A 12,995-nucleotide genomic window follows, 5' to 3' on the forward strand; every position below is an offset into this window, starting at 1 on the left:
CCGAACTGTGGTCGATGAATCGTACGTCGGGCGATAGGCAGCTGCCGGGGGCAGTTGACCGGGAGGGTACGGGCGAAGCCGACACCAACGCCGGTACTGGTGCTGATGCTAATGCGGATATCGATACCGACGCCAGGTCGAACTCCCGTTCTCCTCCTGTGCCGGCTCTCACCCCATCGTCTCTCCGTAGCTGTAGTCGTGAACTCACAGACGTTTCCTTCGGTGCGATCCTGGATACCGACGACGAGGCCCGCATCCAGTGGGCCACCCCCGACGGATTGGAGGTTGTCGGCCGCGGCGTCGCCGCCCGATTTACCGCGCACGGCCCAGACCGGTTCGAGACCGTCCGTGAACAGGCCGCTCGGACGTTCGCCGAACTCGATCACGATGGGCCGACTGTCGCCCGTCCGCGCGCGTTCGGCGGGCTCTCCTTTCACGAGAGCCACGACGGTCGCGACAACGATACCGCTTCGAATACACCTTGGAGCGGCTTCGCCGCCGCCTCGTTCGTCATCCCTCGCGTTCTCGTCACCCGCTGTGACGAGACCACCTGGCTCACCGCCGTCGCCCGCGACGCCGAGACGGCAACCGAGCGATTGCACTCGTGGTACGATCGTCTGGCCGATTTCCCGGCGATGCGTCCGAGCGGGTCGGCCCCCGGTGTCGCCGCGACCGAGCGCACGACCTCGCCCGCGGTGTGGACCGGCCAGGTCGAACACGCACTCGATCGAATCGAGACGACGCCGCTCACCAAGGTCGTTCTCGCCCAGTCGCTGTCGGTCTCGCTCGACGAACCGATCGATGTGCCGGCGACGCTCGAACGCCTGCGCCGACAGTATCCGAACTGCTACCGGTTTCTCGTCGATCACGACGCCGATGCCAGTGGAACGTTCTTCGGTACACCGCCGGAGCGGCTCGTCTCGAAACGCGGCGACCACGTCGAAACCGAGGCGCTTGCCGGCTCCGCCCCTCGCGGCGAGACGCCCGAAGCCGACGAGGAGTTCGCCGATCAACTCCGGGACAGCGAGAAGGTCCAGCACGAACACGAACTCGTCGCCGACGCGATCCGCGAGCAGTTGACACCGCTCGCGCGCGAGTTGACCATCGACGAGCAGACGGTTCGCCGACTCGCGACGATCCAGCACCTGCAGACGCCGATCGACGCGACCCTCGACGGCGACCGTCACGTCCTCGAACTCGTCGAGGCGCTCCACCCGACCCCCGCAGTCGGCGGCATGCCGCCCGACGACGCCTGGGAGACGATCCGCGAGACGGAGACCTTCGACCGCGGCTGGTACGCCGCTCCGATCGGCTGGTTCGATGGAGACGGCGACGGCGAGTTCGCGGTCGGTCTCCGGTCGGGCGTCGCGACCGACGAGACGGTTACGCTCTTTGCGGGCAACGGCCTCGTCGCCGACAGCGATCCCGCGGCCGAGTGGGACGAAGTACAGTTGAAATTCCGGCCGATTCTGGACGAGTTACAGCCTGCGGGCGCAGACGGGATCGAGGACATCACCGGCGATGTGCACTCACAATGAGCGCACCCAACCGCGCGACCCTCTGGGGTCGCATCCTCGTCGATGAACTCGCTGCGGGCGGGCTGGAGGCGGTCTGTCTCGCCCCCGGCAGTCGATCGACGCCGCTGACGGTCGCGTTCGCCGAGCATCCCGATATCGAGGTCTATTCGCACTTAGACGAGCGGTCGGCGGCGTTTTTCGCCCTCGGGCGCGCCCGCCGCACCGGCGAGCCAACGGCGCTAGTCTGTACCTCCGGGACGGCAGCCGCGAACTTCCACCCGGCGGTAATCGAGGCCGATCAGGCCCGCGTGCCGATGCTCGTCCTCACGGCCGACCGCCCGCCTGAACTCCGCGATAGCGGTGCAAACCAGACGGTCGATCAGGTTGAACTCTACGGCGACGCCGTGCGCTGGCATGCCGACCTTCCGCTTCCGGAAGCCAACGAGCGAACGGCCCGCAGCCTCCGCACGACGGCCGCCCGCGCTCTGCTTGAAACGACCGTCTCCGAACCCGGCCCCGTCCACCTCAACTGTCCTTTCCGCAAACCGCTCGACCCGATCGAAACGACCGGCAGCGAGGCCGTCCCCGACGAGTTCGGCGAGACGCTGGCCGGGACGGGTCGGGGCGGTCCGTTCGTCGAGACCGCCGCGGGGCGACACGCGAGCGAACCCGCCGCCGACGAACTCGCGCTCGATACCCTTCGAACCGCGCTCGAGACCGCGGACAGACCGCTGCTCGTCGCCGGCCCCGCCGACCCGGTGACACCGTCAGCGGGTGAACTCGATCCTGCGGACGTTGTCGCCGTCGCCGATGCGGTCGGCGCGCCGGTGCTCGCGGATCCGCTGTCGACTGTTCGGTTCGGGTCGCACGTCGAATCTAGTCCGTCTGAAACCAGGACGATCTACGGCGGATACGACGGCTATATCGACTCTCTGATAGCTCCAGACATGAACTCGGACTCGGATCCGGACTCGGAACCAGACCCCGAACCGGATGTCGTCGTCCGGTTCGGTGCCTCACCGACCTCGAAGCGGCTCCGGCACGCGCTACGAGACGCCGACGCGCGCCAGTTTCTGCTCGATCCCGTCGGCGCGTGGCGCGAGGCGACGTTCACGGCCACCGACCTTCTCGCCGCCTCGCCCGGCTCTGTCTTCGAGAGTCTTGCAGCGTCTCTCGGGGAGTCCACCACTACGAACCCCTGGCGGGCGCGATTCGACGCAGCAGAGCGGACCCACTGGGATCTCCGCGACGACGCGTGTACGACGAACTCGCTCGAGTCCGAGCCGTTCGAGGGTGCCGTCCTCGCATCGGTCTTCGAGGCCGCCCCCGATCCGGCGACGATCTTCGTCTCGAACAGCATGCCCGTTCGGGACGCCGACCGGTTCGCCCGCCCGCAACCGACCGATCTGACCGTGCTCGCGAACCGCGGTGCGAGCGGTATCGACGGGATCACGAGTTCGGCACTCGGCGCCGGCAGTGCGACCGACGACCCGCTCGTGCTTGTGACGGGCGATCTTGCGTTCTATCATGATTCGAACGGACTGCTCGCGCTCGAGCGCTGCGGCGTCGACGCGACGATCGTCCTGCTGGACAACGACGGCGGCGGTATCTTCCACGAACTCCCGATCGAGGCGGTCGATCCGCCGTTCACGTCGCAGTTCAAAACGCCCCACGGCCTCGCGTTCGATGCGCTCGAAGAGCTGTACGATCTCGAGTTCGAGCGCGTCGAGCCGGCTGCGTTTGAGGGTGCCTACCGACGGTCGCTCGCGAGCGACGGGACGCAGGTGCTGTCGGTGTCGTTCGGCGCGGACGCGAGCCACCGGCGGCGAGCTGAACTCGATGAGCGAGTGCACACTGCGGTCGCGGGGACGGATGATTCAGGGCCGTAGGGCCCACCAGACCACGATCGCGTAGCCGAAGGGGACCCACACGAACGCGAGGGAGAGGGCTCCGTAGATCGAGCCGAGCGCGAGCGGGACCGCATCTATCGTGACCGCGCCGGCCGGTACGAGCACGCTCCAGCAGCCGAAGACGCCGCTCGCGATCCGCGGCATCGTCAGCAGATAGCCGACGAGGCAGAGCGTACACGCTGCAACGATCCCGTTGACGAGCGCCGAGAACGCCGGCGTCAGGCTCGCGTATACGAACAACGGATACAGCGCCCAGATACAGGCGATCGTCACGACGGTCTGCTGGTCCAGCGACCGGCCGTCCCACTCGAGTTCGATTTCGTCGTCCCAGTCGTGGACGGTGTACTGGAACCCGGCGTCAGAATTCGAATCCGAGTTCGAGTTCGTGTTTGAACCCGAACCCGGATCTGAATCCGATTCGGTGTCGGTCCCTCCTGAACTCGTCGTCTCCGTCTGTCCGGTCGTCGCGTGGGTGTGAGTATGAGTGTACGTGTGCGTGCGAGTTCGTGATCGATGTGACCGTGATCGCGTATTCGAGTTCGTTGCACTCGTGTCCGTTCTCGACTGGGCTTCGCTCCACCCTTCCTCACGCGCGGCCTGCTGGCGAACCTCTTCGAACGACCAGTCCCCGGTCGAACGAGCGTCTCCCGTTTCTCGCCGTGTGTCGCCCGACTCCGATCGTGGCCCGGACCGCCGTGTCTGGCTCGTTCGCGACTCGTGGGTGCGCTCGTTCGCTGAACTCTGATTCGTGCGTGTCGCAGTTGCCCCGCGTTCGGCCGAGTTCCGGGTCGCCTGTACGTAGGTTTCGTGTCCGAGTCGGTCGTACCGCGCCCGCTCGGTTTCGTCAGTAAGGACGGCTCTGGCCGTCGCGACCTGCTGGAACTGCTCGGTAGCGTCGGGGTCGTCGCTGTGGTCCGGATGGGTCTCGAAGACGCGCTCGCGATAGGCCACCTCGAGTTCGTCTTGCGTCGCGTCGCTCGCAACGCCGAGCACGTCGTAGTACGTCTCGCCCACTGTCCATCCGTAGCCTGTTAGGAATCAAATATGTACTGGATGCTCCTCGATATCCCCGTTCTGAACTCGGTGCACCGACGCTCCGAGCGGTCGTTTTCGACCGGATAAACAAGTAATCGCTATATAGAATTGTGGCTAGCTCGAGCAGTACTACACGGTGTACGAGCTGCTCGCGACAGTCACCGAAACTATTATCTTGTCGTAAACTACCTAGAATTCTGTGGTTTACGAGACTGGAAACCGAACGGTCGACGAGGCGGTCGCCACCGTCCTCGCCGGCGGTGAACTCGACCGGACCGAGGCACTTGCCCTCATCGCTCAGCCGGTCGACGTGCTCGCACCGGCGGCGGATGCCGTCCGGGCGCACTTCGGTGACGACACGGTCGACGCCTGTAGCATCGTCAACGCGAAGGCGGGAAACTGTGCGGAGGACTGCGGGTTCTGCGCGCAGTCGGTTCACTTCGATACCGGGATCGACACCTACGGTCTCCTCGATCCGGACCGAATCCTTGCCGCGGCAAAGCGGGCGGAGCGGGACGGCGCACAGCGGTTCGGCATCGTCGTCGCCGAGAAGGGCGTGAGTAAGGAGCAACGACCAGCGGAGTGGGCGGATGTAATCCGTGCGATCCGTCTCGTTCGCGACGAGACCGCAGTCGAGGTCGATGCGAGTTTAGGGATTCTCACCGAGGAAGAAGCCGGAATCCTGGCCGAGGAGGGGATCAATCACTATAATCACAACATCGAGACCGCCCCGCAGTACTTCCCCGAGATCGTCTCGACGCATTCCTTCGAAGATCGGGTGAAGACGCTCGAACGCGCGAAGGCAGCGGGAATGGATCTCTGTGCCGGCGTCATTCTCGGCATGGGGGAAGCACCGGCGGACCGGGTGGACGCCGCGCTCGCGCTCCGGGATATCGGCATTTCGTCGCTTCCGGTGAACGTTCTCAACCCCGTCGCGGGAACCTCGCTTGGTGACAAGTTCGGCGAGTCGGCGGCGATTACGTCGACGGAGATCATCAAGACGATCGCCGTCTATCGGCTGTTACATCCGCGCGCAAGAGTTCGGCTGACGGGTGGTCGCGAGGTCAATCTCGACCGGGACGAACAGCACCGGCCCTTCGAAGCCGGAGCTGACGGGATGCTGACCGGGGACTACCTCACGACCGAGGGGCAGTCTCCCGGTGACGACCTCGAGATCGTCGAGCGAGCCGGTCTGCGGCCGAACATGGCGGCCAACGAGTTCGATCCCGAGGCGGTCAAATCGCGCGCCGGGGCGGACGACGATGACGAGGAAGCGACGACGGCGGCCGGGAGCGCGACGAGCAATGCCGAAATGGGCGATTGACTGTCGATGACCGAACTGCTAGACGAACACACAGCTACTGACAATCACAACACGACGATGAACGAAATCAGATTCGCGGTACTGGGCACGGGAGGTATCGGCCGACGAACGCTCGAGGTATCGACGTACAGGGACGGATTGACGCCGGTTGCAGCCTGCGACCGTCACGGCGTCGCGATCGATCACGACGGGCTCGATGTAGACGAACTGCTCGCCGCCACGGAGGGGAACATCGCATCCGACGGGGGCGTCACCCAAGTCAAGGAAACCGGTGAGCAGAAGGGTGTTGCGGCCTCGGCGCAGGCCGACCCGACTGCGACCCCGATCGACGATATCATCGCCGAGAGCGACGCCATCGATGCGGTCCTGATCGCACTCCCGAATTTCGAGCACGAGTTCATCCCGAAGGTTGCGGACCGGTTCGTCGAAGCCGACTATTCGGGCGTTCTGGTGGACGTGCTCAAGCGCTCGCGGGTCATCGGCATGCTCGACGAGCGCGCCGACGCGTTCGCGGAGTGTGGCGTTACGTTCGTCTGCGGGGCCGGCGCGACGCCGGGACTGCTGACGGGCGCGGCGGCGCTTGCCGCCCAGTCGTTCGTCGAGGTCGAGGCGGTCGACATCTGGTGGGGCGTCGGACTCAAATCCGGCTACGAGGACAACCGAGGCACCGTCCGCGAGGATATCGCGCACTTGCCCGACTACGATCTCGAAACCGTTCGCGAACTGAGCGACGACGAGATCGAGGCGGTGATCGACGCCCACGACGGCGTGCTTGAGTTCCACGATATGGAACACGCCGACGACGTCTTGCTGGAGCGCGCCGGCATCTGCGAGGCGGCGGACGTGACCGTCGGCGGGATTCTCGATGTGACCTCGGACGAGAAACCCACGACGACGACCGTCGAGGTGACGGGGACCACGTTCGACGGCGAACGAGGGACCAACACCGTCGAACTGGACGACGATACCAGCATGGCGGCAAACGTCAACGGGCCGGCGCTCGGCTACCTGAAATCCGCCGTTCGGCGGCACCGGGCGGGCGAGTACGGCGTGTTCGGCCCGGCCGAACTCCTGCCGCGATTCTAATGATCCGACGATGACAGGCGACCTGAACTCGCGAACCGACGACGACGCTCCGGAGGACACCTGCGGGTTCGCCCTCGCTGACCGGCTCGCGGCGCGCGACGCTCGCGGTCTCCGCCGGGATCTCCGACCGATCGATCGCGTCGCCGGCCGGGCGCGGATGGCGGCGGACCCGGGCCGCGGCCGTCCCATCTACGGCGATGAACAACTCGTCTTCGGGTCGAACAATTACCTCGGCCTGGCGCGCGACGACCGCGTCGTCCGAGCCGCGGAGGAGGCGGCCGCCGCGGTCGGCACCGGCGCGGGCGCGAGCCGTCTCGTGACCGGGGATACGGGCCTCCACCGCGCGCTGGAACGCGACCTCGCCGAGACGAAAGACACCGAGCGTGCCCTCCTTTTCTCCTCCGGGTACGCCGCCAACGTCGGCACCGTCGCGGCGCTCGACCCGGACGTGATCTTCTCCGACGAACTCAACCACGCGAGCATCATCGACGGCTGTCGGCTCGCCGACGCCGAGACGGTCGTCTACGACCACTGCGATAGCGGATCGCTCTGCGAGGCGATGGCCGCTCGACGGGACAAGCGCGACGCCGGCGAGTCGTGGCTCGTCGTGACGGATTCGGTGTTTAGCATGGACGGCGACGTGGCACCGCTTTCGGCGATCTGCGACGCGGCCGACCGGCACGAGGCGTGGGTAATGGTTGACGAAGCTCACGCGACCGGCCTCTACGAGGGCGGCGGCATCGTCCAGCGCGAGGGTCTCGGCGACCGAGTGCAGGTTCAGGTGGGAACGCTCTCGAAGGCGCTCGCCAGCCAGGGCGGCTACGTCATCGGAAGCACCCACCTCGTCGAATACCTGCTCAACGCGGCGCGGTCGTTCGTCTTCTCGACCGGCCTCGCGCCGCCGGCGGTCGGGGCCGCCCGCGAGGCACTTCGGATTGCGCACGAGGGGACGCGCCCTGCGCGACTGTGGAACACCGTCGACCGCCTCCGCGACGGCCTCGAATCGCTCGGGTACGACGTACTGGGCGAGACGCAGATCCTGCCCGTCGTCGTCGGCGACCGTGACGACGCGCTCGCGCTCGCCGACCGGCTTTCGGACCGCGGTATCGTCGCACCGGCGATACGCCCGCCGACGGTTCCCGCGGGGACGAGCCGCATTCGCATCGCACCCACGGCCACGCACACTGCATCCGAACTCGAGCGCTGTCTGGACGCCTTCGAACGCGCGGGACGGGAGCTTGATCTGGTATGAGTGCCGGGATGAAGACGCCCGAGAACGCGGTCGCCGTCGTCGGAACCGATACCGGCGTCGGCAAGACCGTCGTCACAGCGGGGCTCGTCGGCTGGCTTCGTGAGGAGGGCTACGACGCGCGTGCGATCAAACCCGTCCAGACCGGGTATCCGCCGGACGACGACGCGGCGTTCGTCGCCGAGGCCTGTGGAACCGACCGGGCGGCGACGTGTTGTCGTCGCCTCGAACCGGCGCTGGCTCCAGCCGTCGCCGCTACTGTCGCGGACGAACCGCTCTCGTACGACTCGCTTCTCGAGAACGTCGCCGCTGAACTCGACGCGGCGACCCCGGGCGTCGTCGAGGGCATCGGCGGACTCCGCGTCCCGCTGGCGGACGGCCGCGACGTGCTCGATCTGGTCGCCGACCTCGGCGTGCCCGCGGTGGTCGTCGCCCGGTCCGGATTGGGAACGCTAAACCACACCGCGCTGTCGGTATCGGCGCTTCGCCGTCGCGGTGTCGACGTAACCGGGATCGTCCTGAATCAGTACGACGGCGCGTCGCTCGCGGAGCGGACGAACCCCGACGCGCTCGCGGAGATGGTCGACTTCCCGATCCACACGCTGCCGTCGTTTTCCGTCGCGGAGCCGTCGGCCGCCGTCTCTGCCGTCAGTGCCGCGCTTCCGCGGTCGATCTTCGACGAAATTCTCCCCACGGACCGCGTGTAACCGCGAGTTCACCGTCCGGGCCGTTGCACGCTGACCCGCGACGGGTGCGACGGGTGCGACGGGTTGCAGACGAGACGACCGGCGAGAACCGATACTATATCAGGACTCGTCCCCCACACTCGGGCGATGGTTTCGGAACTCTTCGACGAGGACCGCTGGGAGCCGATCGACGAGTTCGACTTCCGCGATCTCACCTATCACCGGGCGGTCGACTCCGGGACGGTGCGGATCGCTTTCGACCGGCCCGACGTGCGAAATGCCTTCCGGCCGGGAACGGTGGACGAACTGTACGACGCGCTGGATCACGCCAAGCGCCAGACGGACGTGGGCTGTATTCTCCTGACGGGGAACGGGCCGTCCTCGAAGGACGGCGGCTGGGCGTTCTGTTCCGGGGGCGACCAGACGGTTCGTGGCGAGGACGGCTACCAGTACACGGGCGAGGACGAGGAGAGCGAAGCCGCGCGCGCCTCGGAGCAGGGACGCCTGCACATTCTCGAGGTGCAGCGGCTCATCCGCCATATCCCCAAGGTCGTCGTCTGCGTCGTACCGGGCTGGGCCGTCGGCGGCGGGCACTCGCTGCACGTCGTTTGCGACCTCACGCTCGCGAGCGAGGAGCACGCGAAGTTCCTCCAGACCGACCCCGACGTGGCGAGCTACGACGCCGGCTTCGGCTCGGCCTACCTGGCCAAGCAGATCGGCCAGAAGAAGGCCCGCGAAGTGTTCTTCCTCGGCAAAACGTACAGCGCCGAGGAGGCGGCAGAGATGGGCATGGTCAACGAAGCGGTGCCCCACGCTGAACTCGAGGAGACGGCCCTGGAGTGGGGCGAGCGCATCAACGCCAAGAGCCCGACGGCGATGCGGATGCTGAAGTACGCCTTTAACATGACCGACGACGGGATGGTCGGCCAGCAGGTGTTCGCCGGCGAGGCGACCCGGCTGGGGTACATGACCGACGAGGCCGCGGAGGGCCGAGACGCCTTCGTCGAGGGCCGCGAACCGGAGTTCGACGAGTTCCCCTGGCACTACTGAGACGAACTGCTGGCAGTCAGTTCCGGCGCACCCACGACTCGTCTGCTGTTGCACCGGGCAATCGGTACAGCAGACCGTATGATTAGTAGCGGCGACGGCAGCGGGCTGTCGCGAGTTCAGTACGGGCGGCTTTTTCGTACCGGTAGTTCTCTCGAAAAGAGTAACGCTTTGGACCCTGCGCGACGGTAGTGGTGACTGTGACGCTCCCCGACCGGTCTGCCCTCTCCCGCCGGGCGTACGTTCGGGCGCTCGTCGCCGTCGGCGGCGGGGCCGCCCTCAGCGCCTGTCTCGACGTGACTCGCGACGGAGACGACGATCCCGATCCCGTTCCCTCCGGCACGGACGACCCCGACTCGCTGCCGGCGCGCCAGCACGCCTGGAACGAGTTCAGTTCGCGCGACGAGGACGGGAACGTGCAGTTGCCGGACCATCACGCGTTGGTTCCGTTATCGCTCGCGTCGGATGCGGCCGGCGACGCCGAGGGCGATGGCGCTGACGACGACGCGACCGCGCCGAGCAAGGACGCCAGCCAGACGACCGAAACCGCGCTGCGGACGCTCGAGCGGGCCTACGAGTGGAGCCACGAGGGACTGATCTTTACGCTCGGCTACACGCCCGCGTACTTCGATCGGTTCGAGGGCTCGCTGCCCGACTCGGTCGACCTGCCGGCACCCGAAGCACTGACGGCGCGCGAAAACCCCGTGTTCGACGAGTTCGACGCGTTGCTCCACCTCGCGAGCGACCGGCCGGATGTCGTCCTCGCCGCCGAGGAGGGCCTGTTCGGCGACCGGGACGAACTCAACGGCACCGACCTCGAAACGGACCTCACCGGCGTCTTCGACCGCCACGACGACCGCCGTCGGACCGGCTTCGTCGGCGCGGGGCTTCCGGCGTCGAAGACGAATGTTCCGGGCGTCCCCGAGTCTGTTCCCGAGGACGCACCGTTCCTGATGGGGTTTCGCTCCGGCTTCGCCCGCACGCAGGCGAGCGAGGACCGCGTGACGATCGACGCCGGCCCGTTCGCCGGCGGGACGACCCAGCACGTCTCCTCGATGGACATCCAACTCGATGTCTGGTTCGGTCAGGACAACCACCACCAGCGCGTCTCGAAACTGTTCAGCCCGACCCACGCCGCGGACGAACTCGTCGGCGAGGTCGGCGACGAACTCGCGGATACGAGCGGCGTGACCGACGACGGGATCGCATCGGCTGAAGACGCCGCGCGCGAACACGGCGTCGTCGGCCACGCACAGAAGGCTGCCCAAGCAAGAGAAGACGGCAACCCGCCGCTCCTGCGCCGCGATTTCAGCACCGTCGACGGCGACCGGCCGGGACAGCACTTCCTCGCGCTCCAGCGGGGCATCGGCGAGTTCGTTCGCGTCCGCGAGGCGATGACTGGTGCGGACCTCGACATCTCGTCGGCGAACAACGGCATCCTCCACTACCTGTTCGTCAACAGACGGGGGAACTACCTGCTGCCGCCGCGGTCGTTGCGGGCGCTGCCGGCGGCGGCACCGAACTCGTGACGGCCCGCAAGACGCCCGTTCGATAGCGAAGACTACACAATATGGCTCCCGACGATCCGACCGCAGACGATGCAGCCGGAAGCGGCGATCGAACGACGGCGACAGGCCCTGCCCTGGCCCCGGCTACGGACACGACTACGATGGCCACCCGTCGGACGCTTCTTTCCCGAACCGGTGCGATATCGGGAGCGCTCGCGACGGGGCTCGCGGGCTGTCTCGGCCTCGGCGGGGGCGGAGACGATAACGGAGAGGAGTCGGACGGCGAGACGACCGACGCCGGTGGCGACTACGGCGGTCGACAACCGACCGTGACCGTCGAGGACCCGCCGAATGCGGTCTTCCTGCCGACCCACCGGGAGGCGATGCGGGTCGGAGAGCCCGTGACGGCCGGCGAGTTCAGGTTCGTTCCGATGCTCTCGTATCCACATCCGTTCTGGACGATCGCCGGCAGCGACGACGCGGCGGTCGAGCGCGAAACGCCCGAGGTCGGCCGCGGCGTGCACATGATGATCACGGTCCAGGATCGAGAGACGGGGCTCGTGGTGCCGGTCGACGACGGCATTCAGTTTCGGGTTCGATCGGACGGCGAGCGGGTCGGCTCGCCGGTGTCGCCGTGGGCGATGCTCTCACAGGAAATGGGATTTCACTTCGGGGACAACGTGGGACTGCCGGGAGACGGGACGTACGAAGTCGAGGTGACGATCCCGCCGCTTTCGGTCCGCCGCACCGGCGCGCTGGCGGGACGAGGCGAGGAGCGCGTTACGGGCGCGTTCGAGTTCGAGTACGACGACGAGTTCAGACACCAGGTTATCGGCGAGATCGACTATCTCGAGCGGAATCGGCGGGGGGAGCGGGGGGCGTTGGAGCCGATGGGAGCCGGTTCCGATGGTGGTGATGGGAGTGGCGGGAGTGACGCTGACGGCAACGCCGGACACGCGAGCGGGATGGATCACGCACACGTGCCGTACGCGACCGTGCCCGCGGTCGATGCGTACGCGGGAACTCGGCTCGTTGGCGACGCGTCCGCCGGCGGCGCATCTTCCGCCAGCGCGGACGGCGAGGCGACTGCCGCCGACGAACTCCCGCGCAGCGACGATGCGCCGATCGTCACCGTCCTGTTCGACGCCGACGCCGACGAATCGGACCTGGCGCGATTGGCCGGCGATGAGAACCGGACCCAGAACCCTGAGCAGTACCTCCTCGTCTCCCCCAGAACCCCCTACAACCGCGTGCCGCTTCCCGACGCCGCGCTCACCGCTTCCATCGAGCGCGACGGTGAACTCGTCGCGGAGTACGAACTCGAGCAGACGCTCGATAGCGAGTACGGACACCATTACGGCGTCGTGGTGTCGGGGCCAGGATCGGATACGTCCGGCTCGGGGTCGGAGTCGACGGCGATCAGTTCGGGAGACTCCGTAACCGTTTCCGTCGACTCGCCGCCCCAGGTTGCCAGACATCAGGGCTACGAGACGGCGTTTCTGGAGATGGAATCGGTGACGTTCGAAGTGCCAGATGCCGCTGAGGGCGGCGACACCGGCAATTAGTCGGTTAGTGTCGACGGTAGCCGTGCTGACAGGGCACATGTTCGGCTGCAATGCCAACGTTGACACTC

The 12,995-nt window shown here is 66.9% G+C and carries 10 protein-coding genes; 9 read left to right on the forward strand and 1 reads right to left on the reverse strand.

Annotated features, from left to right (window positions below):
- Nucleotides 1-14: 14 nt before the first annotated feature.
- Together C484_RS18790 and menD are read left to right on the forward strand one after the other, a co-directional pair.
- Nucleotides 15-1,538: an isochorismate synthase gene (locus tag C484_RS18790; protein WP_152422760.1), complete on the forward strand. Its 1,524-nt coding sequence runs from the start codon at nt 15-17 to the stop codon at nt 1,536-1,538.
- Complete coding sequence (menD, locus tag C484_RS18795; protein ID WP_006827467.1) at nt 1,535-3,406, forward strand: 2-succinyl-5-enolpyruvyl-6-hydroxy-3-cyclohexene-1-carboxylic-acid synthase; 1,872 nt, start codon at nt 1,535-1,537, stop codon at nt 3,404-3,406. Before C484_RS18790 ends, menD begins: the two co-directional genes overlap by 4 nt.
- Here the strand turns inward: menD and C484_RS18800 are convergent.
- Entirely contained in the window at nt 3,395-4,441 is a 1,047-nt protein-coding gene (locus tag C484_RS18800) for a J domain-containing protein (RefSeq protein WP_006827468.1), read from the reverse strand. The genes menD and C484_RS18800 overlap by 12 nt on opposite strands.
- 220 nt (nt 4,442-4,661) lie before the next feature.
- Here C484_RS18800 and bioB point away from each other — a divergent pair, with 220 nt between their 5' ends.
- The 7 genes from bioB (at nt 4,662) to C484_RS18835 (ending at nt 12,927) form a co-directional block, all read left to right on the forward strand.
- A complete protein-coding gene (bioB, locus tag C484_RS18805) occupies nt 4,662-5,786 on the forward strand; it encodes a biotin synthase BioB (RefSeq protein WP_006827469.1) in 1,125 nt (374 codons plus the stop codon).
- 6 nt (nt 5,787-5,792) lie between these two features.
- Nucleotides 5,793-6,872, forward strand: a complete 1,080-nt coding sequence (locus C484_RS18810) for a transcriptional regulator (protein WP_152422761.1) — start codon at nt 5,793-5,795, stop codon at nt 6,870-6,872.
- Between the two features lie 10 nt (nt 6,873-6,882).
- On the forward strand, nt 6,883-8,124 hold the full coding sequence (locus tag C484_RS18815; RefSeq protein WP_006827471.1) for an aminotransferase class I/II-fold pyridoxal phosphate-dependent enzyme: 1,242 nt from the start codon (nt 6,883-6,885) through the stop codon (nt 8,122-8,124).
- A complete protein-coding gene (gene bioD / locus C484_RS18820) occupies nt 8,121-8,828 on the forward strand; it encodes a dethiobiotin synthase (protein WP_006827472.1) in 708 nt (235 codons plus the stop codon). Before C484_RS18815 ends, bioD begins: the two co-directional genes overlap by 4 nt.
- 126 nt (nt 8,829-8,954) lie before the next feature.
- Nucleotides 8,955-9,857, forward strand: coding sequence for a 1,4-dihydroxy-2-naphthoyl-CoA synthase (locus tag C484_RS18825; protein WP_006109152.1), 903 nt, complete (start codon nt 8,955-8,957; stop codon nt 9,855-9,857).
- Between the two features lie 197 nt (nt 9,858-10,054).
- Nucleotides 10,055-11,383, forward strand: a complete 1,329-nt coding sequence (locus C484_RS18830; protein WP_049915787.1) for a DUF7405 family protein — start codon at nt 10,055-10,057, stop codon at nt 11,381-11,383.
- A 41-nt stretch (nt 11,384-11,424) separates the two neighbouring features.
- Entirely contained in the window at nt 11,425-12,927 is a 1,503-nt protein-coding gene (locus C484_RS18835) for a DUF7350 domain-containing protein (RefSeq protein ID WP_006827474.1), read from the forward strand.
- The last annotated feature ends 68 nt before the right edge of the window (nt 12,928-12,995 follow it).

The sequence above is a fragment of the Natrialba taiwanensis DSM 12281 genome, from assembly GCF_000337595.1.
Taxonomy (GTDB): domain Archaea; phylum Halobacteriota; class Halobacteria; order Halobacteriales; family Natrialbaceae; genus Natrialba; species Natrialba taiwanensis.